General features: G+C 69.6%; 22 protein-coding genes. 13 read left to right on the top strand and 9 right to left on the bottom strand.

Features of this window, described 5'->3' with window-relative positions:
• Positions 1–97 precede the first annotated feature (97 nt).
• Complete coding sequence (gene recA / locus A5757_RS04990; protein ID WP_066829294.1) at positions 98–1,138, top strand: recombinase RecA; 1,041 nt, start codon at positions 98–100, stop codon at positions 1,136–1,138.
• The gene (gene recX / locus A5757_RS04985; protein ID WP_066829291.1) at positions 1,107–1,652 is read left to right on the top strand and encodes a recombination regulator RecX; all 546 of its coding nucleotides are present in this window, start codon (positions 1,107–1,109) and stop codon (positions 1,650–1,652) included. The genes recA and recX overlap by 32 nt, the downstream gene beginning before the upstream one ends.
• Positions 1,653–1,656: 4 nt before the next feature.
• Here recX and A5757_RS04980 read toward each other — a convergent pair whose 3' ends face one another.
• The 4 genes from A5757_RS04980 to A5757_RS04965 are packed head-to-tail and all read right to left on the bottom strand — an operon-like array spanning position 1,657 to position 4,815.
• Positions 1,657–2,535: an amino acid ABC transporter permease gene (locus A5757_RS04980; protein WP_066829289.1), complete on the bottom strand. Its 879-nt coding sequence runs from the start codon at positions 2,533–2,535 to the stop codon at positions 1,657–1,659.
• Complete coding sequence (locus A5757_RS04975; protein ID WP_066829286.1) at positions 2,535–3,215, bottom strand: amino acid ABC transporter permease; 681 nt, start codon at positions 3,213–3,215, stop codon at positions 2,535–2,537. Before A5757_RS04975 ends, A5757_RS04980 begins: the two co-directional genes overlap by 1 nt.
• 22 nt (positions 3,216–3,237) lie before the next feature.
• Positions 3,238–4,056 (bottom strand): glutamate ABC transporter substrate-binding protein, encoded by an 819-nt coding sequence (locus A5757_RS04970; protein ID WP_066829377.1) that lies wholly within the window; start codon positions 4,054–4,056, stop codon positions 3,238–3,240.
• 30 nt (positions 4,057–4,086) lie between these two features.
• Positions 4,087–4,815 carry an amino acid ABC transporter ATP-binding protein gene (locus tag A5757_RS04965; protein WP_066829375.1) on the bottom strand — a complete coding sequence of 243 codons (729 nt, stop codon included), beginning with the start codon at positions 4,813–4,815 and terminating at the stop codon, positions 4,087–4,089.
• 101 nt (positions 4,816–4,916) lie between these two features.
• Between A5757_RS04965 and miaB the strand changes: the two genes are divergently transcribed.
• Complete coding sequence (gene miaB, locus A5757_RS04960) at positions 4,917–6,440, top strand: tRNA (N6-isopentenyl adenosine(37)-C2)-methylthiotransferase MiaB (protein WP_066829283.1); 1,524 nt, start codon at positions 4,917–4,919, stop codon at positions 6,438–6,440.
• A complete protein-coding gene (locus tag A5757_RS04955) occupies positions 6,437–7,030 on the top strand; it encodes a hypothetical protein (RefSeq protein ID WP_369815913.1) in 594 nt (197 codons plus the stop codon). The genes miaB and A5757_RS04955 overlap by 4 nt, the downstream gene beginning before the upstream one ends.
• A gap of 76 nt (positions 7,031–7,106) precedes the next feature.
• On the opposite strand, the gene A5757_RS04950 is transcribed toward A5757_RS04955, so the two are convergent.
• The gene (locus A5757_RS04950) at positions 7,107–8,498 is read right to left on the bottom strand and encodes a DUF349 domain-containing protein (RefSeq protein ID WP_066829277.1); all 1,392 of its coding nucleotides are present in this window, start codon (positions 8,496–8,498) and stop codon (positions 7,107–7,109) included.
• 228 nt (positions 8,499–8,726) lie between these two features.
• Here A5757_RS04950 and A5757_RS04945 point away from each other — a divergent pair, with 228 nt between their 5' ends.
• The 6 genes from A5757_RS04945 (at position 8,727) to A5757_RS04920 (ending at position 15,201) form a co-directional block, all read left to right on the top strand.
• Positions 8,727–9,593, top strand: coding sequence for a DMT family transporter (locus A5757_RS04945; RefSeq protein WP_066829274.1), 867 nt, complete (start codon positions 8,727–8,729; stop codon positions 9,591–9,593).
• Positions 9,594–9,629: 36 nt separating this feature from the next.
• Positions 9,630–10,328 (top strand): hypothetical protein, encoded by a 699-nt coding sequence (locus A5757_RS04940; protein WP_066829271.1) that lies wholly within the window; start codon positions 9,630–9,632, stop codon positions 10,326–10,328.
• Positions 10,329–11,252 (top strand): tRNA (adenosine(37)-N6)-dimethylallyltransferase MiaA, encoded by a 924-nt coding sequence (gene miaA, locus A5757_RS04935; RefSeq protein WP_066829268.1) that lies wholly within the window; start codon positions 10,329–10,331, stop codon positions 11,250–11,252.
• Between the two features lie 10 nt (positions 11,253–11,262).
• Positions 11,263–12,168: a diaminopimelate epimerase gene (gene dapF, locus A5757_RS04930; protein WP_369815912.1), complete on the top strand. Its 906-nt coding sequence runs from the start codon at positions 11,263–11,265 to the stop codon at positions 12,166–12,168.
• A 45-nt stretch (positions 12,169–12,213) separates the two neighbouring features.
• Complete coding sequence (gene hflX, locus A5757_RS04925) at positions 12,214–13,632, top strand: GTPase HflX (RefSeq protein ID WP_066829266.1); 1,419 nt, start codon at positions 12,214–12,216, stop codon at positions 13,630–13,632.
• A 222-nt stretch (positions 13,633–13,854) separates the two neighbouring features.
• Complete coding sequence (locus A5757_RS04920; protein ID WP_066829261.1) at positions 13,855–15,201, top strand: DEAD/DEAH box helicase; 1,347 nt, start codon at positions 13,855–13,857, stop codon at positions 15,199–15,201.
• Here the strand turns inward: A5757_RS04920 and A5757_RS04915 are convergent.
• Complete coding sequence (locus tag A5757_RS04915) at positions 15,198–17,501, bottom strand: molybdopterin-dependent oxidoreductase (RefSeq protein ID WP_066829258.1); 2,304 nt, start codon at positions 17,499–17,501, stop codon at positions 15,198–15,200. The two genes, A5757_RS04920 and A5757_RS04915, sit on opposite strands and share 4 nt — an antisense overlap.
• Before the next feature lie 184 nt (positions 17,502–17,685).
• Here A5757_RS04915 and A5757_RS04910 point away from each other — a divergent pair, with 184 nt between their 5' ends.
• Positions 17,686–19,653, top strand: a complete 1,968-nt coding sequence (locus tag A5757_RS04910) for an LGFP repeat-containing protein (RefSeq protein WP_066829255.1) — start codon at positions 17,686–17,688, stop codon at positions 19,651–19,653.
• 9 nt (positions 19,654–19,662) lie between these two features.
• On the opposite strand, the gene lexA is transcribed toward A5757_RS04910, so the two are convergent.
• Positions 19,663–20,358: a transcriptional repressor LexA gene (gene lexA / locus A5757_RS04905; protein WP_066829252.1), complete on the bottom strand. Its 696-nt coding sequence runs from the start codon at positions 20,356–20,358 to the stop codon at positions 19,663–19,665.
• A 202-nt stretch (positions 20,359–20,560) separates the two neighbouring features.
• Between lexA and A5757_RS04900 the strand changes: the two genes are divergently transcribed.
• Together A5757_RS04900 and nrdR are read left to right on the top strand one after the other, a co-directional pair.
• Positions 20,561–21,025: a LysM peptidoglycan-binding domain-containing protein gene (locus A5757_RS04900; protein ID WP_066829250.1), complete on the top strand. Its 465-nt coding sequence runs from the start codon at positions 20,561–20,563 to the stop codon at positions 21,023–21,025.
• Positions 21,026–21,186: 161 nt separating this feature from the next.
• Positions 21,187–21,651 (top strand): transcriptional regulator NrdR, encoded by a 465-nt coding sequence (gene nrdR / locus A5757_RS04895; protein ID WP_066829247.1) that lies wholly within the window; start codon positions 21,187–21,189, stop codon positions 21,649–21,651.
• A gap of 16 nt (positions 21,652–21,667) precedes the next feature.
• On the opposite strand, the gene A5757_RS04890 is transcribed toward nrdR, so the two are convergent.
• Both A5757_RS04890 and A5757_RS04885 read right to left on the bottom strand, forming a co-directional pair.
• Positions 21,668–22,357 (bottom strand): PhzF family phenazine biosynthesis protein, encoded by a 690-nt coding sequence (locus A5757_RS04890; RefSeq protein ID WP_066829245.1) that lies wholly within the window; start codon positions 22,355–22,357, stop codon positions 21,668–21,670.
• Between the two features lie 35 nt (positions 22,358–22,392).
• Positions 22,393–23,415, bottom strand: a complete 1,023-nt coding sequence (locus tag A5757_RS04885) for an alpha/beta fold hydrolase (protein ID WP_066829242.1) — start codon at positions 23,413–23,415, stop codon at positions 22,393–22,395.
• Positions 23,416–23,460: the final 45 nt, after the last annotated feature.

The following is a 23,460-nucleotide window of genomic DNA, read 5'->3' as shown; positions in this document are numbered from 1 at the left end:
TGCCGGTCAGCCCGACTTGTCGGTGGCCTCGCCTAGCGTCACGGCCAACTGATCGACACCGATCAACCGGACACGACTACCGAAAGAGGCACAAATCATGCCGCAGGCACCTGATCGCGAAAAGGCTCTCGAACTCGCTCTCGCGCAGATCGAGAAGAGTCACGGCAAGGGGTCGGTGATGCGACTCGGCGACGAGGTCCGCGCGCCGATCTCGGTCATCCCCACCGGGTCGATCGCACTCGACGTCGCGCTGGGGATCGGCGGCCTGCCCCGCGGCCGCGTCATCGAGATCTACGGCCCGGAGTCCTCGGGTAAGACCACCGTGGCGCTACACGCGGTGGCCAACGCCCAGGCCGCCGGCGGTATCGCGGCGTTCATCGACGCCGAGCACGCGCTCGATCCGGATTACGCGCAGAAGCTCGGTGTGGACACCGACTCGCTGCTGGTGTCCCAGCCCGACACCGGTGAGCAGGCGCTCGAGATCGCCGACATGCTGATCCGCTCCGGTGCGCTGGACATCCTGGTCATCGACTCGGTGGCGGCCCTGGTGCCGCGCGCCGAGATCGAGGGGGAGATGGGCGACAGCCACGTCGGTCTGCAGGCCCGGCTGATGAGCCAGGCGCTGCGCAAGATCACCGGTGCGCTCAGCAACTCGGGCACCACCGCGATCTTCATCAACCAGCTCCGCGAAAAGATCGGCGTCATGTTCGGCAGCCCGGAGACCACCACGGGCGGTAAGGCGCTGAAGTTCTACGCCTCGGTCCGCATGGACGTCCGCCGTATCGAGACGCTCAAGGACGGCACCGATGCGGTGGGCAACCGCACGCGCGTCAAGATCGTCAAGAACAAGGTCTCGCCGCCGTTCAAGCAGGCCGAGTTCGACATCCTCTACGGCAAGGGCATCAGCAAGGAGGGCTCGCTGATCGACATGGGCGTGGAGCACGGCTTCATCCGCAAATCCGGATCCTGGTTCACCTATGAGGGCGAGCAGCTGGGTCAGGGTAAGGAGAACGCCCGGAAGTTCTTGCTGGAGAACGGCGATGTGGCCAACGAGATCGAGAAGAAAATCAAGGAGAAGCTCAACATCGGCGCCGTGGTGACCGACGATGAAGTCCTGCCCGCCCCCGTTGACTTCTGAGCTTTCCGAACCGGCTGAACCCGGTCGCGAGGAGCAGGCGCGGGCGTACTGTCTGCGCCTGCTCACCGCGCGGGCCCGCACCCGATCGGAGCTGGCCGGAAAACTCACCCAGCGTGGCTATCCCGACGAGGTCACCGAGCGGGTCCTCGACCGGCTCACCGACGTCGGGCTGATCGACGACGGGGACTTCGCCGAGCAGTGGGTGCGCTCCCGGCACACCCATGCCGGAAAAGGCAAGCGCGCGTTGGCCGCCGAGCTACGCCGCAAGGGCGTCGACGCCGAGCTGATCACCGAGGCGCTGGCTGACATCGACGCCGGTGCGGAACGCCGCCGGGCCGAACAGCTGGTGCGTGCCCGGCTGCGCCGCGAGACCCTCGACGACGATCCGGCACAGCAGGCCAAGGTGATGCGCCGTCTGGTGGGCATGCTCGCGCGCCGCGGCTACGGACAGACGATGGCCGCCGACGTGGTCACCGTGGAGCTGGCCGGCGAACGGGAGCGGCGGCGGGTCTGAGGCGTCAGACAGCCTTCGCGCCCGGAGCGCCTTCCTGTTCCACGGCGTCGGTCTCCAACGGCGCCGGTCCGCGCCGCGACCGCCGCATCCGGCGTTCCAAGCGCACGGCCAGTGCCGACAGGCCGAAGTTGACGGTGATCATCAACACGGCGATCACCATCAGGGCCGGAATGTAGTTGCCGTAGGAGGACCCGACGACGGTGCCCTGGCGAACCATCTCGACGAACGTGATCTGGTAGCCGATCGCGGTGTCCTTGAGCACCACGACGACCTGGGAGATCAGCACCGGCAGCATCGACGTGACCGCCTGCGGCAGCAGGATCGACCGCATGGTCTGGCCCCATCGCAGCCCCAACGCCGACGCGGCCTCGGATTGTCCCCGCGGCAGCGCCGCCACCCCGGCGCGCACGATCTCGGCGATGACCGCGCCGTTGTAGAGCGTCAGGCCGGTGATCACGCCGGCCAGCGCCAGATGCTTGGACGGGAAGACGTCGTAGAACGCGTACAGGAAGTACGCGAAGATCATCATGATCAGCACGGGCACGGCGCGGAAGAACTCCACGATCACCGCGCAGACCCAGCGGATCGGCGTGATGACCGACATCCGTCCCACCCCGAGGACGAACCCCAACACCAACGCCAGCACGATCGACACGGCCGCGGCCGTCAGCGTGCCCTGGATACCGGGCAGCACGTACGTCGTCCACAGGTTCGACGTCAGGAACGGTTCCCACTTCGCGGCGGTCAACTGCCCCTTGGCCTCGAGGCGGGAGTAGACCACCCACACCGCGGCCGCCAGCAGCACCAACGCGATGACGGAGATGATCATGTTGCGGGTCCGGGCGCGGGGCCCGGGCGCGTCGAAGAGAACTGACCCACTCATTACCGCGCCACCGCCAGACGCTTACCGACCCACCCGAACACCAGCCCCAACGGCAGCGTGAGGAACACGAACCCCGCCGCGAAGATCGAACCCACCACCATCAGGGCCGCGGTGTTCTCGATCATCTCCTTCATCAGCAACGCTGCCTCCGCGACGCCGATCGCCGAGGCGATCGTGGTGTTCTTCGTCAGCGCGATGAGCACCGAACCGAGCGGGATCACCACCGCGCGAAACGCCTGCGGCAGCAGGATCAGGCGCAGATTCTGGCTGAACGTCAGGCCGAGCGACCGCGCCGCCTCGGCCTGCCCCAGCGGCACGGTGTTCACCCCCGAGCGCACCGTCTCGCATACGAATGACGCGGTGTACACCGTCAGCCCGACCACGGCGAGTCGGAAATTGCTGTCCTCGATCGACGTCGTGGACTGCGGGTCGACCAGTGTGATCCCCAACGTCTGGGACAGCCCGAACGAGCAGAACAGGATGATCAGGGTGAGCGGGGTGTTCCGGACCACGTTGACGTAGGTGGTGCCCACCCAGTTCAGCACCGGCACCGGCGACAGCCGCATCGCGGCCAGCACGGTGCCCAGGACGAGCGCCCCGAGCGCGGAGAAGACCGTCAACTGGATGGTGGTCCAGAACGCCTCGAAGATCTGCGGGCGGTACTCGGTGAATATCTCCACGGCCGGGGCGCAGTCCTAGAGGTCAGTAGCGGTCGACGGCAGGCGGTGTCGGCGCGGTGATGCCCGCCGGGCCCAGATTCTTGTCGAACGCTTCCTTCCACGCACCGCTGGACTCCATCTTCTCGATGGCGTCGTTGATCTTGGTGCGCAGCTCGGCGTCGTCCTTCTTCAGGCCGATGCCGTAGCGCTCCTCGGAGAAGGTGCCGCCGACGACCTTGAACGCACCGGGGGTCTGCGCGGCGTAGCCGGCCAGGATCACCTCGTCGGTGGTGACCGCATCGATGGCGCCGTTCTTGAGCGCCTCGATGCACGCCGAGTAGGTGTCGTACTGCTGCAGCTGCACGCCGGGATACTCGTCCTTGATCTTCTGCGCCGGCGTGGAACCCGACACCGAGCACAGCCGCTTGTTGTTCTGCAGCGACGCGGCGCCGGTGATGTCGGTGTTGTCCTCACGCACCAGCAGGCTCTGCCCGGTGATCAGATACGGACCCGCGAAGTCGACCTTCTCCTTGCGGGAATCGGTGATCGAGTAGGTGGCGACGATGTAGTCGACCTGACCGTTCTGGATCAGCGTCTCGCGCTGCCCGGACGGCGATTCCTTCCACTCGATCTGCTCCGGGGTGTAGCCGAGCTCCCCGGCGACATAGGTGGCGACGTCGACGTCGAAACCGCTCATCGTGCCGTCGGGGTTCTTCAGGCCCAGGCCGGGCTGGTCGAACTTGGTGCCGATGACGATCGTGTTCTCGTCACCGCCTCCACCGCCACCGCAGGCGACGATGCTGAACGGGAGGGCGGCGGCCAGTGCGAGGGCACCGACGACTCGTCTCGGACGGGATGGCATCGAGAAGAAGGGCACAGCGTTCCTTTCGCTTCAGTGGTGCAGGATTTTGCCGAGGAATTCCTTGGCGCGGTCGGTCCGAGGACTGTCGAAGAACTGGGCGGGTTCGGAGTCCTCGACGATCGCCCCGTCCGACATGAAGACCACGCGGTCCGAGGCCCGGCGGGCGAAGCCCATCTCATGGGTGACGACGAGCATGGTCATCCCGTCACCGGCCAGCGACGCCATCACCGCGAGGACCTCGTTGATCATCTCAGGGTCCAGGGCGCTGGTCGGCTCGTCGAACAGCATCACCTTCGGGTTCATCGCCAGGGACCGCGCGATCGCGACGCGCTGCTGCTGACCGCCCGAGAGCTGGGCCGGGTACTTGTCGGCCTGGTTGGCGACACCCACCCGCTCGAGCAGCGTCATCGCCGCCTCCCGCGCCTGGTCCCTGGACAGGCCGCGCACCTTCATCGGTGCCAACGTCACGTTGTCGAGGATCGACTTGTGCGCGAACAGGTTGAACGACTGGAACACCATGCCGACGTCGGAGCGTAACTCGGCGAGTTTGCGGCCTTCGGCGGGCAACTCCACACCGTCCACGGCGATGGTTCCCGAATCGATCGTCTCGAGCCGGTTGATGGTGCGGCACAACGTCGACTTACCCGATCCAGACGGTCCCAGGACCACGACGACCTGTCCGCGGTGCACCGTCAGATCGATGTCCTTGAGCACGTGCAGGCTGCCGAAATGCTTGTTGACCTTCTGCATCGAAATCATCGGCGCTGTCGGCGACGGTTCGATCATGGCAGCTGACCTTACCCAGCGTCGGTCCCCTGTGCCCGGTACTCGTCAATCCGGCATCCCCGTACCATGGGCCCGTGACTTCGACGGTGACACAGGACGTGGTGGCAGCCCCGCCGCGGACCGAGCGCACCTTCCAGGTCCGCACCTACGGCTGCCAGATGAACGTGCACGACTCCGAACGGCTGGCGGGCCTGTTGGAGGCCGCCGGCTACCGGCGTGCGGCCGAGGGCGCCGAGGCGGATGTGGTGGTCTTCAACACCTGCGCGGTTCGGGAGAACGCCGACAACAAGCTCTACGGCAACCTGTCGCACCTCGCGCCGCGAAAACAATCGGACCCGAGTCTGCAGATCGCCGTCGGCGGCTGTCTGGCGCAGAAGGACCGCGAGACGGTGCTGCAGCGCGCGCCGTGGGTCGACGTCGTCTTCGGCACCCACAACATCGGCGCGCTGCCGACGCTGCTCGAACGTGCGCGCCACAACCGCGTCGCCCAGGTCGAGATCGCCGAATCGCTGCAGGAGTTCCCGTCCACCCTGCCCGCCGCCCGCGAATCGGCCTATGCCGGCTGGGTGTCGGTGTCGGTGGGCTGCAACAACACCTGCACGTTCTGCATCGTGCCTGCGCTGCGCGGTAGAGAGGTCGACCGGCGGCCGGGTGACGTACTCGCCGAGGTGCAGACCCTGGTGGACCAGGGTGTGCTCGAGGTCACGCTGCTCGGCCAGAACGTCAACGCCTACGGGGTGTCGTTCGCCGACCCTCAGTTGCCACGAAATCGCGGCGCATTCGCCGAACTGCTGCGCGCCTGCGGGCGGATCGACGGGCTGGAGCGGGTGCGATTCACCTCACCGCATCCGGCGGAATTCACCGACGACGTCATCGAGGCGATGGCACAGACGCCGAATGTCTGTCCGGCGCTGCACATGCCCCTGCAGTCCGGCTCCGACCGCATCCTGCGTGCGATGCGCCGGTCCTACCGCGCCGAGAAGTACCTCGGGATCATCGAACGGGTGCGCGCGGCGATTCCGGACGCCGCGATCACCACCGACCTGATCGTCGGCTTCCCCGGTGAGACGGAGGAGGACTTCCAGGACACCCTCGACGTCGTCGCCGCCTCCCGGTTCGCCAGTGCCTTCACCTTCCAGTACTCGAAGCGGCCCGGTACCCCGGCCGCCGACATGCCCGGTCAACTGCCGAAAGCCGTTGTCAGCGAACGTTATCAGCGACTCATCGACCTCCAGGAGAAGATTTCGCTCGACGAGAACCTCGCGCAGGTGGGCCGTACGGTCGAACTACTCGTCGCCACGGGGGAGGGCCGCAAGGACGCAGCGACCGCCCGGATGTCCGGACGCGCCCGCGACGGGCGTCTCGTGCACTTCGCCCCGGGTGCCGACACCGACATCCGCCCCGGCGACGTGGTGACCACCACCGTCACCGGCGCCGCGCCGCACCACCTGATCGCCGACGCCGCGCTGCTGTCGCACCGCCGGACCCGCGCCGGCGACGCCCACGCCGCGGGCCTGCGTCCGCGCACCGGGACCGGTCTGGGGATGCCCCGTATCGGGGCGCCCCCGCCCGCGCCCGTGTCGGGGTGTGCACGGTGAGCCAACGCAATCCAGGCGAATTCGACGACTTCAGAAGGGAACTCGAAGCCGCCGAACGCCGCGTGGCCCGCGAGTTCGACCCCGGCGCCCGGGCACTCGTGGTCGCGATCCTGGTTTTCGTGGTGCTGCTGTCGTTCGTGTTGCCACACACCGGCGCCGCCAAGGGTTTCGACGTGCTCGTTTCATCGGAAGCCGCGGGGCGCGAGGGGATTTCGCTGCCCTCCCGGGTGTTCACGATCCTGACGGTCGTGTTCTCGGTCGGGTTCTCGATGCTGGCATTGCTGACGAGGCGGTGGGCGTTGGCCTGGATTGCCTTGGCCGGCTCCGCGGTTGCCAGCGTCATCGGGATGCTCGCCGTGTGGTCACGCCAGACTGCCCCCGAGCCCTATCCCGGTCCCGGGATCGGCCTGGTCCTGGGCTGGCTGGCGGTCATGGTGCTGACGTTCCACTGGGCGCGGGTGGTGTGGACCAGAACCGCCGTGCATCTGGCCGCCGAGGAAGAACGTCGCCGGCGGGCCGCGGACGACGAACGTCGCGGCCTGCTCGACCGCTTCGACGATCCCGACGGCGGTGATCCGGCCGGCCAGTAGCCGATCGGTCAGTTGCCGCTCGCGGCGACCCGCTCGACGCAGATCGCGACGTGCATCGTCAGTTGACTGTCAGCCCCTAACGCCGCTTGCCCAGCGCCTCGACCGCGGCGTCGGCCCACTGCCGCCACTGCTCGGCGTTCGCCCTGGCCTTCTCGGCGTCCTTGGTCTTACCCGCCGCCTCGGCCTTCTCGGCCTGCCGCTCGTACTGCTCGGCCCGCACGCGGAACTGATCGGCACGCGCCTGGGCCTCCGGGTCGACGCGGCTGGTCGTCGCCGCGTCCCGAATCCGCTGTTCGACGACCCGCAGCCGGCGCTCGAGGTCGGCGCTGCGTTCGCGGGGCACCTTGCCGATGGCGTCCCATTTGTCGCCGATCGTGCGCAGCGCGGCGCGCGCCGCATCCAGATTGGCCGTGTCGAGCTGCTCGGCCTGCGCCAGCAGCGCCTCTTTGGCGGCGAGGTTGGCGCGGAACTCCGCGTCGCGTTCGGCAGTGGCGGCGTTGCGGGCGGCGAAGAACGTGTCCTGCGCGGCCTTGAAACGCTGCCACAGCGCATCGTCGACGTCCTTGGACGCGCGTCCGGCCGCCTTCCATTCCGCGAGCAGGTCACGGAACGCGCCGCTGGTAGGCCCCCACTCGGTGGAGCCGGACAGCTTCTCGGCGCGTTCGCAGAGCGCCTCCTTGGCCTGCCGGGCACCCGCGCGACCGCGGTCCAGTTCGGCGAAGTGGGAGCCGCGCCTGCGGTTGAATGTCTCTCGCGCCGCCGAATACCGCTTCCACAGCGCATCGTCGGTCTTGCGGTCCAGGCCGGTGATCGTGCGCCACTCGTCGAGGATCTCGCGCAGCCGGTCGCCGGCGCTCTTCCACTGCGTCGAGTTGGCCGCCAGCTCCTCGGCCTCCGCGGCCAGGGCTTCCTTGCGCGCAACCTGCGCGGCGCGGTGCTCGTCGCGGCGGGCGCGTTCGGCCTGCGCCTCCTCGTCGGCGTGTTCGACGATCGCCTTCAGCCGCGTGGCCAGCGCATCGACGTCCCCGAGCACGTGCGCCTCGGGCAGGCTCTCGGCCAGCGTGGCGGCCGCCGCCTTGATCTTGCGGGCGTCGCCGGTGTGCGACGCCAACCGGGTCTCCAGCAGCACCACCTCGGTCTGCAGATCGTCGAAGCGGCGCCCGAAGTGGTCGAACGCGGCCTCCGGCTCACCGGCCTGCCACGAACCGATCACCCGTTCGCCGGATGCGGTCACCAGCCACACCGTGCCGTCGTCCTCCACGCGGCCGAAGCGGCGCGGATCGTTGGCCGGGGATGCGGTCACCACCGCCGCGGGGCGGCCCGGACGGGGAACGGGCCTGGCCGGGCCGGGTCGCGGCGTCGGGCGGGGACCCGGCGTCGGGCGGGGACTTGGCGCGGGCGCGGCACCGCCGTCCGTCGCGGTCACCTCGCCGACCTCCGACGTGCCGCCTGGCTCACTGGTCGTCATATCCGTCCTCGCACCTTCCGCGCGCTTTCGCGCAACTGCCGCGCAACGCGGCGCCCTTCTGCCTGGTATCCGATCAGAAGCGATGTCGCTTCGCCCGCTATTCAAACAGGTCACGGTGGGGTGCGCGCACACTTGACCCCTCCGGTTTGCGCGACGGCCGGGTTACTGGGCACGCTCAGTCCCTCGTCACCTCTGACGACCATTCGCTGCCGACCCGACGGAGACGCCATGGCCCGCGCGGACATCGCCGTCCTGCTCGCTTTGGGCGCGGCGTTCTTCATCGCGATCGGCGACGTCATCCAGCAGCGGTCGGCACATGCGGTCACCGACGAGCCGCCCGGCCACCTGGCCCTGCTGTGGCAGCTGATGCGCGATCCGCGATGGTGGCTCGGCGGGATATGCGCGGTCGCGGGATTCGGGTTGCAGGCCGCCGCGCTGGGGCTCGGATCCGTGCTCATGGTCCAGGCCCTGCTGGTCACCTCGCTGCTGTTCGCACTGCCGATCAACGCCCGGCTGACCCATCGCAGAGTGACGCGCTGGGAGTGGCTGTGGGCGGTGCTGCTGGCCGGATCGGTCGCGGTGATCGTCACGGTCGGCAACCCCACCGAGGGCCAGGCGCGCGGTGGACTCGAGACCTGGCTCGTGGTGGGCGCGGTCCTGGGACCCGCTCTGCTCCTGTGCGCGATCGGCGCGCGGATCTGGTCGGGCACCACCGGCGCGGTGCTGCTCGCCCTGATCTCCGGATCACTGTGGGGTGTGTTCGCGGTGCTGACGAAAGGCGTCGTCGAACGGCTCGACGACGGGCTCTGGGCGGTGCTGACCACCCCGGAGCTGTACGTCCTCGGCCTCGTGACGGTGGCGGGTACGGCCTACCAGCAGGCGGCGTTCCGGGCGGGCGCGCTGACCGCATCCCTGCCGACCATGACCGTCGCCGAACCGGTGGTCGCGTCGGTGTTGGGTGTTGTCGTGCTCGGCGAGACCATGCGGCCCGGTGAGGCCGGCTGGATCACCCTGGTGGTCGCGGCCGCCGCAATGGTCGCCGCGACCGCCGCCCTGGCCCGCGGCGAGGCCGTGGGTTCGACCGCCGATCGCTAGCGGCGGCGCGTCGCGCCCGTGGCTTACGTTGTTGGCGTGCTGTCCGCGATCGCCCTGGTGCCGTCCGCGCCCGTCATGGTGCCCGAACTCGCCGGTGGCGCCGCGAAAGAACTGACCGACCTACATGCCGCCGTCGCGGCCGCCGCCGCGGCGCTGCCGGACCGGTGGGTGGCGGTCGGCGTGGGACCGCAGGATGCGGTGCTCGCACCGCCGCGGGTGGGCACCTTCGCCGGTTACGGCGCCGACGTCCGGGTGGCACTGGACGCCGGGACCGGCGCGGACGTCGGCGAGCTGCCGCTGTGCGCCCTGATCGCCGGCTGGGTGCGCGGACGCTGGGCGCCCCATGCCGCCGTCGAGGTGCGCACGTTCACCGCCGACCACGACGCCGATGCCGCGGTGGCGCGGGGCCGGGAACTTCGCGGCCTGATCGACGAGGCAGCCGACCCCGTCGGCGTGCTGATCGTCGCCGACGGCTGCCACACCCTGACCCAGCCCGCGCCCGGCGGCTACGACCCCGACTCGATCCCCGTCCAGGCTGCCCTCGACGACGCCCTGGCCGCCGGGGACGCCGCCGCGCTGACCCGGCTGCCGGCCTCGGTGACCGGCCGCGTGGCCTACCAGATCCTGGCGGGACTCTGCGACGGCGCGGCCCCGGTCGCCGAGGAGCTCTACCGGGGCGCGCCGTACGGCGTCGGGTATTTCGCCGGCCTCTGGCGGATCCGGGGGGTCGGCTGAGTGCGGCCGCTCGCGATCATCGGGCCGACCGGAACCGGGAAATCCGCGCTGGCCCTGGACGTCGCCGAACGGCTCGGCGGAGAGCTCGGCGTGGAGATCGTCAACGCCGATGCGATGCAGCTCTACCGCGGCATGGACATCGGCACCGCCAAGCTGCCCGTCGCCGAGCGCCGCGGCATCCCGCATCACCAGCTCGACGTCCTCGCCGTCACCGAGACCGCGTCGGTGGCCCGTTACCAGGCCGCCGCGGCCGCCGACGTCGAGGCCATCGCCGCCCGCGGCGCCGTTCCGGTCATCGTCGGCGGATCGATGATGTACATCCAGGCGCTGCTGGACGGCTGGTCATTTCCCGCGACCGATCCCGCGGTCCGCGACCGCTTCGAACGCCGCCTCGCCGAGGTCGGGGTCGCGGCGCTGCACCGTGAGCTCGCCGCGGTGGACGCTGCCGCCGCCGCCTCGATCCTGCCCACCGACGGCCGGCGGATCGTGCGGGCGCTGGAGGTCGTCGAGCTCACCGGGCAGCCGTTCGCCGCGTCGGCGCCGCGGATCGGGCCTGCGCGTTGGGACACCGCGATCGTCGGGCTGGACTGGCCGACCGAACGACTCGACGAGCGGCTGGCCCGCCGTACCGACTCGATGTTCGCCGACGGCCTGGTCGCCGAGGTGACGGGGTTGCTCGCAGAGGGTCTGCGCGAGGGGGTGACGGCGGCGCGGGCGCTGGGTTACGCGCAGGTGTTGGCAGATCTCGATGCGGGCGGGGACGGATCGGCCGCGCGGGAACCGACGTTCGTGGGGACCCGGCGCTACGTGCGCCGCCAGCGATCCTGGTTCCGCCGCGACCACCGGGTGCACTGGCTCGACGGCGCCTGCGTCTCCGTCGAGGACGCCCTGCGGGTGTGGCAGCAGCGGCGGGCAGGAGCGTAGCGACCCGGGGATGGACGGATATCCTGAGGCCGTGGAGTTCGCCAAGGGGCACGGCACGCAGAACGACTTCGTGCTGCTCCCGGATGTCGGGGCGGAGCTGACGCTGACGCCCGCGGTGATCGCGGCGCTGTGCGACCGGCGGCGGGGGATCGGCGCGGACGGCGTCCTGCGGGTCACCACCGCGGGCGCCGCGCAGGCCGCCGGGGTGTTCGACCGGTTACCCGAGGGCGTCGGCAGCGACGACTGGTACATGGACTACCGAAACGCCGACGGGTCGATCGCCCAGATGTGCGGCAACGGGGTGCGGGTGTTCGCGCATTATCTGCGCGCCGCCGGGTTCGAATCGCGGGACGAGTTCGTCGTCGGCTCGCCGGCCGGGCCGCGGCCGGTGGTGCTGCACGGGTTCGATCCGGCACAGGACCCGTCGCACGCGGACGTGACGGTCGAGATGGGCAAGATCAATCGGCTCGGCACCGGGTGGGCCGTGGTCGGCGGGCGCCGGTTCACCGGCCTCGGGGTCGACGTCGGCAATCCGCATCTGGCGTGCGTGGACGCCGCGCTGACCGACGCCGAGTTGGCCGCCCTCGACGTCGCCGCGCCCGTGGAGTTCGACGGACAGCAGTTCCCCGAGGGCGTCAACGTGGAGGTGTTGACCGCGCCCCGCGACGGTGTGGTGACCATGCGGGTGCACGAGCGCGGGGTGGGGGAGACCCGCTCTTGCGGGACCGGGACCGTGGCGGCCGCCGCGGCGGCCCTGCAGTACGACGGCGCGGCTACCGGTGTGCTCGACGTCCGGGTGCCCGGCGGTGTGGTGCACGTCACCGTCGCCGAGACCACCAGCTACTTGCGTGGACCCTCGGAATTGGTCGCCACCGGCACGCTGGCCGAGGAATGGTGGCGTGCCCATCAGCGTTAATCCAGGTGTATGTCACCTACATCTCATGCCATCCTGTCTGCACGTATGACAGAACCCGATTTCTTCTCCCAGAACACCCCCAGCGCCGGTGAGCTCGCGCTCGAGGATCGCACTGCACTGCGCCGCGTCGCGGGATTGTCCACCGAACTCACGGACGTCTCCGAGGTCGAATACCGCCAGCTGCGCCTCGAACGGGTGGTCCTCGTCGGCGTCTGGACCGACGGCACCGCGGCCGACGCCGATGCCAGCATGGCCGAGCTCGCCGCGCTGGCCGAGACCGCGGGCTCCGAGGTGCTCGAAGGTGTCGTGCAGCGCCGTGACAAACCCGACGCATCGACCTACATCGGCTCCGGAAAGGCCGCCGAGCTGCGTGAGATCGTGCTGGCCACCGGCGCGGACACCGTCATCTGTGACGGCGAGCTCAGCCCCGCGCAGCTGACCGCGCTGGAGAAGATCGTCAAGGTCAAGGTGATCGATCGCACAGCGTTGATTCTCGACATCTTCGCCCAGCACGCGACCAGCCGCGAAGGCAAGGCGCAGGTGTCGCTGGCGCAGATGGAGTACATGCTGCCGCGGCTGCGCGGCTGGGGTGAGTCGATGTCCCGGCAGGCCGGCGGTCGTGCCGGTGGCGCCGGCGGCGGTGTGGGCACCCGTGGTCCCGGCGAGACGAAGATCGAAACGGACCGTCGCCGCATCCGCGAACGGATGTCCAAGCTGCGCCGCGAGATTCGCGATATGAAGAAGATCCGCGACACCCAGCGCAGCGGCCGTCGACGCAGCGAACTGCCCTCGGTCGCCATCGTCGGCTACACCAACGCCGGCAAGTCCAGCCTGCTCAACGCGCTCACCGGCGCGGGGGTGCTGGTCGAGAACGCGCTGTTCGCCACACTCGAACCCACTACGCGCCGTGGGGAATTCGATGACGGTCGACCATTTGTGCTGACCGACACCGTCGGATTCGTCCGGCACCTGCCCACCCAGTTGGTCGAGGCGTTCCGCTCGACGCTGGAGGAAGTCATCGACGCCGATCTGCTGGTGCACGTCGTCGACGGATCGGATGCCAATCCGCTGGCGCAGATCAGCGCGGTGCGTCAGGTGGTCAACGATGTGATCGCCGACCACGACCGGCGGCCCACCGCAGAGTTGTTGGTGGTCAACAAAATCGACGCGGCCGACGGTCTGGCACTGGCGCATCTGCGAGGTGCGCTGCCCGACGCGGTGTTCGTCTCCGCACACACCGGTGAGGGTCTGGAGCGGTTGCGCACCCGGATGGCCGAGCTGATCGAGCCGACCGACGCCACCGTGGACGTCACGATTCCCTACGACCGGGGCGATCTGGTCGCGCGCGTGCACGCCGAGGGCCGCATCGACGCAACGGAGCACAGCGCCGACGGGACGAGGATCAAGGCGCGGGTGCCGGTCGCACTGGCCGCGGGCCTGCGGGAGTTCGCCACCTTCGGCTGACGAGGGCTTGTCCGAGGAACCGGCGACCCATGCGCTAGACTGTTCGAGAACGCCGTCGCATCGACGATGACGACGGCTCGTCGTGGAACGCTTACCCGCGTCCGGCTCAAGCTCTTCTCGCGGCGATCGATTTTGCCACCCGGCAATCTCGCCACCAGTGTGCCTTCACTTTCAGCGCCGCCCTGCGCGCGCGGGCCACTCACACTGCCTGAAAGGCATTGAATGACAACCGAAACCACGTTTGCAGACCTCGGCGTTCGCGGACCGCTGCGCCGAGTGCTCGAAAACCGCGGTATCGCAAGCCCTTTCCCGATCCAGGCCGCAACCCTGCCCGACAGCCTCTCCGGTCGCGATGTGCTGGGCCGCGGCAAGACCGGCAGCGGTAAGACGCTGGCGTTCTCGCTGCCGCTGGTGAGCCGGCTGGCCGACTCCAAGCGGCGGGCCTCGCGTCCGTCCGGGCTGGTGCTCGCGCCCACCCGCGAACTGGCCAGCCAGATCACCGCGGTGCTCGAACCGCTCGCCGCCGCCTACGATCTGCGGGTCGCCACCATCTTCGGCGGTGTCTCGCAGAATCCGCAGGCCGCAGCGCTGCGCGCCGGTGTCGACATCGTCGTGGCCTGCCCGGGCCGACTCGAAGACCTGATGCGCCAGAAGTTGATCAGCCTCGATGCGGTGGAGATCACCGTGCTCGACGAGGCCGACCACATGGCCGATCTCGGATTCCTGCCCGGCGTCACCCGCATCCTGTCCGCCACGCCCGCGGGCGGACAGCGCCTGCTGTTCTCCGCGACGCTGGACAACGGGGTCGACAAGCTGGTGCGCCGCTTCCTGAGCAACCCGGTGACCCACTCGGTCGACGAGGTCGACGCCCCCTCGCCGGCGATGACGCACCACGTGTTCCACGTGGCGGGGGCCCAGGAGAAGACCAAACTGGTCCACACCCTCGCATCGGGCACCGGACGCCGGATCCTGTTCATGCGCACCAAGCATCAGGCGCGCAAACTGGCCCGTCAGCTGACCGAGGCCGGCGTGCCGTCGGTCGATCTGCACGGCAACCTGTCGCAGAACGCCCGTGAGCGCAACCTCGCGGCGTTCTCCAACGGTGACGCCAGCGTGCTCGTGGCCACCGACATCGCCGCGCGCGGTGTGCACGTGGACGAGGTCGAGCTGGTCGTGCACGTCGACCCGCCGGTCGAGCACAAGGCGTACCTACACCGGTCCGGCCGGACCGCGCGTGCGGGCAGCAGCGGCGACGTGGTGACAGTCGTCCTGCCCGATCAGCGCAGGGACACCTCGACACTGCTGCGCCGCGCCGGGATCACGGTGGCCCCTCAGCAGGTGGCCGCCGACTCCGCCGAGGTCGCCGCACTCGTCGGTGAGGTGGCTCCGTACCGCGCGCCGGCCCCGGCGCCCGTCGAGCAGCCGCGCCAAGCCAACGGGGGCCGGTCATCGCGTGGCCGTCGTTCGCCCAAGCCGGCGCAGCGGCACGGTGAGCAGGCCCGTGCGCACGGCGGCGAGCAGCCGTCGCGCAACCGCGGAGCCCGGCGCAGGCCGCAGGCCGCGCGCTAGGTCCGCGGACGCACCACCGGCGGCTCGTGGGCCCGTACCGGTGGCACCGGGCCGTGGAACTGCTCGACCTGCACCAGGACGTGGGCGCCGGTGCAGCCGTGGGCCAGTGACGACGTGCCGACGTCGTCGGTCAGCACATTCGGGTTGCCGTGCACGCACATCGTGTCGGGATCGGCGGGATCGGCCGGGTCGAACCATGCGCCCGTCGGTAACTGCACCACGCGCGGACGCAGGCCGTCGTCGATGACGACGCCGGCCAGGCAGGCGCCGCGGTCGTTGAACACCCGCACCACATCGCCGGCGGAGAGGCCGCGTGCTGCGGCGTCGTCGGGATGCATGCGGATCGCCTCACGCCCAGCCACTTTCGCGGCCTGACTGACGGCACCGCCGTCGAGTTGGCCGTGCAGCCGCGACGCGGGCTGGTTGGCGATCAGGTGCAGCGGATAGGTGACCGCCCGCGGACCGCCGAGCCACTCGGTGGGCGGATACCAGGCGGGGTGACCGCCGCAGTCGTCGTAGCCGAATCCGGCGATCGCCTCGGAGAAGATCTCGATCTTTCCGCTCGGGGTGCCGAGCCAGTGGACGTGCGGGTCGGCGCGGAAGTCGGCCAGCAGTGTCAATCCGGGTTCGGTGGGTAACCGCAGGTTGCCGTGCCGCCAGAACTCCTCGAACGTCGGCACGTCGAAATCCAGCTCCGCCGACCATGTCTGGTACAGGTGGGCCAGCCACTGCCATGCCGACCGGCCCTCGGTGAAGGCCGTCCCGAAACCCAGCCGTTCGGCCAGCGCCGCAAAAGTCGTGTAATCGTCGCGGCTGTCGGCATACGGCTCGACCAGCCGCGGCATCGCTGTCAGCACCGGGTCGTTGCGTGATCCGGAGTAGTCGTCGCGCTCGAACGCGGTGGTGGACGGCACCACGATGTCGGCGTGCTTCGCCATCGCCGTCCAGTACGGATCGTGCACCACCACGGTGTCGACCCGGGCCAGTGCCCGCCGTAGCCGGGGGATGTTCTGGTGGTGGTGAAACGGATTGCCGCCCGCCCAATACACGCAGCGGATATCGGGATAGGTCAGTCGTAAACCGTTGTAGTCGAACGGTTCTCCCGGGTGCAGGAGCATGTCGCTGACCGCAGCGACGGGGATGAACGTGCGAACCGGATTGACGCCCTGCGGCAGCCGCGGCAATCCGCAGCGCAGCGGTGCCAGCCCCGGTTCGTTCATCGAACCGTAGCCGTGCCCGAAACCTCCTCCGGGAAGACCGATCTGGCCCAGCATCGCCGCCAGGGTGAGTCCCATCCACGGGGCCTGCTCACCGTGGCGGATCCGCTGCAGCGACCAGCTGACGGTGACGATCGTGCGGCCCTCGGCCATCGAGCGGGCCAGCTCGACGAGGTCGGCCGCGGGCAGCCCGCAGATCTGCGCGGCCCACTGCGGCGACTTCGCCACCCCGTCGTCGGCGCCGAGAAGGTACCGCTCGAAGCGGTCGTATCCCACGCAGTAGCGGTCCAGGAACCCGCGATCGGCGAGCCCCTCGGTGGCCAGGACATGTGCCAATGCCAGCATGATGGCGACGTCGGTGCCGGGAACCGGCGCGAACCAACGGTATTGACCGTCGACGTCCTCGCGTTGCGGGGAGAAGGACACGATCCGGCCGCCGCGCTCTCGGAACCGCCGCAGCGCGCCGCGCGCTGGATGCGCCGTGGTGCCACCGTGATTGGTGCCGGTGTTCTTCAGTGCCAGACCGCCGAAGCACACCAGCAGATCGGTGTGGTCGACGATGACCTCCCAGTTCGTCGAGCGCTTGAACAGGTCGTCATGCGTGCCGACCACCCGCGGCATGATCACCCCGGTCGCGCCCAGGCTGTAGGAGTGGCGCGAAAAGGTGTATCCGCCGAGCAGTTTGAGGAAGCGGTGCACCTGGCTCTGAGCATGGTGGAAGCGGCCGGCGCTGGCCCAGCCGTAGGAACCGCCGTAGATCGCCTCGTTGCCGTGGGTGTCGACCACGCGGCGCAGTTCGTCGGCGAGGAGTTCGGTCAGCTCATCCCAGGAGACCGCGACGAATTCGTCGGCGCCCCTGTCGTTGCTGGGACCCGGCCCGCGTTCGAGCCAGCCGCGCCGGACCGCGGGTGCGGCGATCCGGGACCGGTGCCGGATCGAGCCCGGCAGATTGCCCAGCAGCGGGGAGGGGTCCGCATCACCCGGAGGTGGGGTCACCGCGGCGATGTCGCCGGCCCGCACATCGGCGCGGAAGGCGCCCCAATGCGTCAGGCTCATCGGAGCGGGTGCCGCGGATTCGGCCATGGGGAGCCAGTTTAGGGCCGCGGAAAGTCGCACGCCGGTCGGCCGACCATCGGGAATCCACCCCCACGAGGCGAATTTTGCAGGTATTTTGCCCACGTTCGGTGTGGTGCGCTCGAAATCGCCGTCATGTGAACAAGGATTGACCGGCGCGATACTTTCGAGATTCGCCGACACGGGAGGTTCGATGAGCAGGCGACTGACCCTGCTGTGCACGGCGTTGGGCCGGTTGACCACCGGTGTGGCGGTCATGGCGGCGGGGCTGCTGCTGGCGCCTGCCGCCGCGGCCGACCCCATCGGCGACGCCAACGCCGCGATCACAGCCGGCTACGACGCCAGCGGGGGACCGACCGGACCGCTGGGCGTGCGCGAGGGCGACGTCTATCCCGTCGGTGACGGCTTCGGTCAGAACTTCGCGGCCGGCAAGATGTTCTTCACCCCGGACACGGGGGCGCACTTCATGCAAGGCGCCGTCCTCGAGAAGTACGAATCGCTCGGCGGTCCCGCCGACAGCGATCTGGGTTTTCCCACCATGGACGAAGGTCCCGGCCGGGTGGGCCCCGACAGCCGCAACGTCACGTTCTCGGCAGCGGACAAACCGGTGATCTTCTGGACGCCGGCGACCGGCGCCCGTGTGGTGCGCGGTGCGATCAACGCTGCGTGGGACAGGCTCGGCGGTTCGGCGGGTCAGCTCGGGGTGCCCGCCGAGGACGAGGTGTACCGCGGCGACGTGGTGTCGCAGCGGTTCACCGGTGGCGAGATCTCGTGGAACCGCAAGGACAAGACGTTCACGACGGTGCCACCTGAACTCGCCGGTCAGCTCGGCGACGTCGACGTTCCCTCGGATGCGACGTCGGCGATCGCCGCGGCCCGCCGCGCGGCGGGCGGTGCGCTCGGTCCGCTGGGCGCCGCCGACGGTTCGCAGTACCCGATCGGCGACGACGGGGTGGGCCAGAACTTCACCGGCGGCAAGATCTTCTACACCCCCGAGACCGGCGCCAACGTGGTGACCGGGCAGGTGCTGGAAAAGTACGAGAGCGTGGGCGGGCCCGAGGGTGTGCTCGGATTCCCGACGAGCAGCGAGACCGACGGCGGCCTGGGCTCCAACAGCCGCGTCAGCTCGTTCGCCGCCGAGGATCGGCCGGTGATCTTCTGGACGCCCGATTACGGGCCGGTGATCGTCCGGGGTGCGATGAATGCGGCCTGGCAGAAGCTGGACGCCGCCAGGGGCCCGCTGGGCGCGCCGGTCGCCGACGCCACCGAGAACGGCTCGGTGACCACCCAGCGCTTCAGCGGAGGGGTGTTGACCTACGATCGGGGGACCGGGAAGTTCACCACCGAGCCGGCGAATCTGGCCGGTCAGCTCGCCGGGCTCGAGGTGCCAGGCACAGACGTCCCGCAGAACACGCCGGGGCCCACGCCTCAGGCCGACGACGACGGCGTGCAGTGGAACCGCTGGTGGCTTCTCGCGCTGATCCCGATCCTGATCCTCGCCGGGCTGGCCACCGGCGCGGCGGTGATGGGCCGCCGTCGCGCCCACCGCGACAACCGCCCGTTCGACGACGACCCCTTCGGCGCCCCGGCAGACCGCACGCCGTATGTCCAAGAAGAGGACGGGCCGTACGCGCCCATGGCTGCGGACGTCCCGCCGGACGGCACCGAAACCGGCGACCACGGCGCCGACCGCTTCGACGACTACGCGCCCGCGCCCGAGCTGTTCGGCAATCCCGACCGCCGCGAGCCCGACGAGACCGATCTGTGGAGCATGCGCGAGGAGCCGTCCCCGGAGGACGGCACCGACGACCACGCGGTCGGTGGGGCCGAACCCGACGAGGATCCCGACTCAGTGGACACCGCTCCGACGCGGATCCAGACCGAGGACGAGTCGGTGGCCGCTGCGCCCATGTTCGTCGAGGACGCACCGAGTGGCCGCCACGCCGCGATCGAACCCGACGAGCCGACCCCCGGCCGCACCGCCATCCACGTCGGGCCGGCTGACGCGGGCCGCCCGCCGGAGGGCTATCCCGTCAAGGCGGACACCCGATCGGGGCTGTACTGGGTGCCGGGCAGCCATGGCTATGACGACGCGGACGCCGAGATCTGGTTCGCCAGTGAGGAGTTCGCGCGGACGAACGGTTTTGTCCGCGGCGACTGACCCGGCGCTTCAGATCTTGCGGATCACTGTCACCACCTTGCCGAGCACCGCGGCGTCGTTGCCCGGAATCGGGTCGAACGCCGGGTTGTGCGGCATCAGCCACACCTGACCCCGGGAGCGCTTGAACGTCTTGACCGTGGCCTCTCCGTCGATCATGGCGGCCACGATGTCACCGTTGTCGGCGACGTTCTGCTGACGGACGACCACCCAGTCGCCGTCGCAGATGGCGGCGTCGACCATGGACTCGCCCACCACCTTGAGCAGGAACAGCGACCCCTCGCCGACGAGCTCCCGCGGCAGCGGGAACACGTCCTCGACGGCCTCCTCGGCCAGGATGGGGCCGCCGGCGGCGATCCGCCCCAGCACCGGTACGAACGTCGGTTCGGGGAGGGCGTCGCTGCCTGCCACGTCGGTGGTGACCTGCGGTGCGCCCATGTCCTCGGTCGAGCGGACGTCGACCGCGCGCGGCCGGTTGGGATCCCTGCGCAGGAACCCCTTCCGCTCCAGCGTGCGCAGTTGATGGGCCACCGAGGAGGTCGAGGTGAGGCCGACGGCGTCGCCGATCTCGCGGATGCTCGGCGGGTAGCCGCGGGTCGTGACCGACGCGCGGATGACCTCGAGGATGGTGCGCTGACGCTCGGTCAGCCCGGTGCCGGTGCTACGGCGCCCTGCGGCGCTGGGTGAGTCGCTGCTGTCGTCGCTCATGTCTGACGAATGTAGTCGGGTCACGGCCGATGATCAAACATGTGTTCGAGGCGTGTCGTGGCCGTGGGTCCTCGCTCAGGCGACTCGCCGGACTTGTCGGTGGGGTGCTCTAGCGTTCGCAACAGTTCGATCACATGTTCTAGCGTTCGAACACATGGTCGACTAGATTCGAACACACGAGCGACGGCGGAAGGGGTAAGGCATGACGATTCTGGAGATGGCTCCGGTGCAGGCGCGACCGGTGCGGATGGTGCCGCGGGACGGACAGCTGGTCCGAGTTCCGGCAGCCCGGCGGCGGCCGCCCACACGCAGGCCCGCGGGTGCTGCGGTGCACCACCGGGGGTCCGGGGTGCTGATGTCGCGGGCCTCACACCGCCGCCGGCCGATCACCCCGGCCGCGACCGTCCTGCTCGCTCTCGTGGCGGCGGGTATCACCGTCTGGCTCGGACTCATCGCGCAACTTGGCGGTGTGCAGGGCTCCGAGGCCGGCGTCCCGCCGGAGCTGGCGGTCGTGCAGGTGCAGGCCGGGGAGTCGCTGCACCAGGTGGCGCAGCGGGTGGCGCCGGGCGCCCCGGTCGGGGACGTCGTCGAGCGGATCCGCACACTCAACCAGCTCGACTCTGCCGCGCTGGACACCGGTCAGACCCTGATCGCGCCGGTCGGATGAGTTCCGCCGCTGGCAGCGAATCCGGGTGTGGCGCTTCGGCGGTGACCCCGGGTGCGCGTCGACGGGCGGCGCAGGCCACGGCCGTCGTCGCCGTCGGGTCGGCGCAGGTACGCTCGGGGAGGCCCGAACTGCGGGTCTGTCGACAAGGCGAAGGAGCGGGAATGCACTGTCCGTTCTGTCGTCATCCTGATTCGCGCGTGGTCGACAGCCGGGAGACCGACGAAGGTCAGGCCATCCGGCGCAGGCGGTCGTGCCCGGAGTGCGGCAAGCGGTTCACCACCGTCGAGACGGCCGTGCTCGCCGTCGTCAAGCGCAGCGGCGTCACCGAACCGTTCAGCCGGGAGAAGGTCGTCAAGGGTGTGCGGCGAGCCTGTCAGGGCCGTCAGGTCGACGACGATGCGCTCAACGTGCTCGCGCAGAAAGTCGAGGACGCCGTCCGGGCCACCGGCTCGCCGGAGGTGTCCAGCCACGAGGTCGGGCTGGCGATCCTCGGTCCGCTGCGGGATCTCGACGAGGTCGCGTACCTCCGATTCGCCTCGGTCTACCGGTCGTTCGAGTCGGCGGCGGATTTCGAGCGCGAGATCGAGGCGCTGCGCGCGCATCGCGACGTCAGCGCCCCGGGCTGAGCGCAGCACCGCACCGTCACCACTGGAGCGTGCGGTGTCCGTCGCGGGTCACGCGCCCGGCGATGCGTAACCAGCCCTCCGCGCTCCAGGTCGTGTAGATGAGAGAACCCCGGCCCTGCAGAATGGTGAGGTCCCGACTCAGGTAGTCGGTGATACGCACGGCGGCCGCACCGGTGGCCTCGTCCTCCGGAACGCCGAGATTGGGGGCGAACATCCGGGAGCGGATGTGGCCGGCGTCTCGGTCGATCCAGGTCCACAGATAGTGCTGGACATCGTCTGAGTAGTCGGACGGATCGGCCTCGGCGAGATCCTCTTCGGACTCCATGTCGTGAATCGCGAATTCGGGTGCCCAACTGGAGCGGGCGCTCACGGCCGTCAGGTCATCGTCGTAGGCGACCTGCACGATGCCGGCGGGCACCTGCAACGTGCGGACCGGGATGCCGCGATCTCGCAGCCACCAGGAGGCGCCGACCGTCGGGTGGCCGGCGAACGGCAACTCCTTGACCGGTGTGTGGATCCGAAGGTGTGCGGTCCCGGCGCCCGGTTCCGGGATGTCGACGAAAATCGTTTCGCTGTAACCCAATTCGTTCGCAACACGCTGCCGGTCGGCGGGATCGACCGTGGCGGCGTCGACGACGCCGAGTGGGTTGCCGAAGCTCCCGTCGGGAGCGGTGAACACGCGGAGTACGTCGACGTCGATGTCCATGGGGCCGATGGTACTGCCGGCCCATCACCAAGAGGTCAGGTCGCGCTGCGCTCGTCGGTGCCCATGGCGTCGAGTACCGCCACTCGAGTGTCGGCCGAACCGCTGATCGCGGCCTCGCTGATGCCCGTGCGCAGCAGCTCGCGCAACAGCTCCTGATCGTGGGTGGCCGGTTGCGTGGTGTCGATGAAATCGCAGACCAATTCCACGAAGCGGTCGGGGTCGTCCCGAAACGGGAAGTGTCCTGCACCCTCGAAGATCTCGAGTCGCGACCCCGGCATCGCCGCGTGCGCCAGATGACCGTGCGCCGCCGGGATCACCGAATCATGGCTGCCCCAGACCAGTTGCACCGGAACAGATTCGGTGAGGTAGCAGCGGTCCAGCATGGTCACCACCTGCCCACGCCAGTCGACCACCGCCCGCAGCGTCCGCGCGAACGCCGAGTTCGCCGTCGGTTCCGGCAGGTCGGCCAGGATGCGCACCATCTCTGACAGGTCATGGCCCATCCGCGTCGAGCCGAACGCTGTCCCCGCCGCGCGGCCCAGCAACCGGACGGCGGGCAGCACGAAAGGCACCCGCAGCAGCGACAGCGCCTCACTGCCCATCGGCAGCGACGCGATCCGCAGCGCCACGTTGACGTCCTTGGTGACCCCGCCCGCACCCACCAACACCAACCGGTCGACCAGTTGCGGGAACTGATAGGCGAACTGCATGGCGACCCCGCCGCCGAGCGAGTGACCGATGACCGTCGCGCGTTCGATGCCCAGCACGCTGAGCAGGTCACGCATCCCGTTGGCATAGGCCGCCACCGAGTAGTCGGCCCGGGGTTTGTCGGATTTGCCGTGGCCGAGGAGGTCCGGGGCGATCACGGTGAATCGCTGCGCGAGCTTGGTCTGCACGGTGCTCCACGTCGTGGAGTTGTCCCCGATGCCGTGGATCAACAGCACCGCCGGGCCCTCGCCCGCGATCCGGTACGCGCGTCGGTACCCGTGGATCGTGCGGTATTCGAGCGTCGGTGAGACATCCCGGACCGTGTGCAGCTTCGGCTTGCGCTCAACCATCTCTGCCAGCCTCATCGTCGGGCCGGCTGTCCGAGCCCGGCTAGG

The organism is Mycobacterium sp. 852013-51886_SCH5428379 (genome assembly GCF_001665575.1).
Classification (GTDB): Bacteria; Actinomycetota; Actinomycetes; order Mycobacteriales; family Mycobacteriaceae; genus Mycobacterium.
The sequence above is the reverse complement of the archived record's forward strand: the minus strand, read 5'-3'. Positions and strand labels throughout refer to the sequence as shown.

Excerpts from the sequence above, each read along its gene's own strand:
- A5757_RS04915 (WP_066829258.1), bottom strand. The coding sequence starts at position 17,501 with ATGGCCGAATCCGCGGCACCCGCTCCGATGAGCCTGACGCATTGGGGC.
- A5757_RS04900 (WP_066829250.1), top strand. The coding sequence starts at position 20,561 with ATGACGATTCTGGAGATGGCTCCGGTGCAGGCGCGACCGGTGCGGATG.
- A5757_RS04910 (WP_066829255.1), top strand. The coding sequence starts at position 17,686 with ATGAGCAGGCGACTGACCCTGCTGTGCACGGCGTTGGGCCGGTTGACC.
- recX (WP_066829291.1), top strand. The coding sequence starts at position 1,107 with ATGAAGTCCTGCCCGCCCCCGTTGACTTCTGAGCTTTCCGAACCGGCT.
- A5757_RS04920 (WP_066829261.1), top strand. The coding sequence starts at position 13,855 with ATGACAACCGAAACCACGTTTGCAGACCTCGGCGTTCGCGGACCGCTG.
- nrdR (WP_066829247.1), top strand. The coding sequence starts at position 21,187 with ATGCACTGTCCGTTCTGTCGTCATCCTGATTCGCGCGTGGTCGACAGC.
- dapF (WP_369815912.1), top strand. The coding sequence starts at position 11,263 with ATGGACGGATATCCTGAGGCCGTGGAGTTCGCCAAGGGGCACGGCACG.
- A5757_RS04965 (WP_066829375.1), bottom strand. The coding sequence starts at position 4,815 with ATGATTTCGATGCAGAAGGTCAACAAGCATTTCGGCAGCCTGCACGTG.
- A5757_RS04950 (WP_066829277.1), bottom strand. The coding sequence starts at position 8,498 with ATGACGACCAGTGAGCCAGGCGGCACGTCGGAGGTCGGCGAGGTGACC.
- A5757_RS04885 (WP_066829242.1), bottom strand. The coding sequence starts at position 23,415 with ATGGTTGAGCGCAAGCCGAAGCTGCACACGGTCCGGGATGTCTCACCG.
- lexA (WP_066829252.1), bottom strand. The coding sequence starts at position 20,358 with ATGAGCGACGACAGCAGCGACTCACCCAGCGCCGCAGGGCGCCGTAGC.
- A5757_RS04945 (WP_066829274.1), top strand. The coding sequence starts at position 8,727 with ATGGCCCGCGCGGACATCGCCGTCCTGCTCGCTTTGGGCGCGGCGTTC.
- recA (WP_066829294.1), top strand. The coding sequence starts at position 98 with ATGCCGCAGGCACCTGATCGCGAAAAGGCTCTCGAACTCGCTCTCGCG.
- A5757_RS04980 (WP_066829289.1), bottom strand. The coding sequence starts at position 2,535 with ATGAGTGGGTCAGTTCTCTTCGACGCGCCCGGGCCCCGCGCCCGGACC.
- A5757_RS04890 (WP_066829245.1), bottom strand. The coding sequence starts at position 22,357 with ATGGACATCGACGTCGACGTACTCCGCGTGTTCACCGCTCCCGACGGG.
- A5757_RS04970 (WP_066829377.1), bottom strand. The coding sequence starts at position 4,056 with ATGCCATCCCGTCCGAGACGAGTCGTCGGTGCCCTCGCACTGGCCGCC.
- hflX (WP_066829266.1), top strand. The coding sequence starts at position 12,214 with ATGACAGAACCCGATTTCTTCTCCCAGAACACCCCCAGCGCCGGTGAG.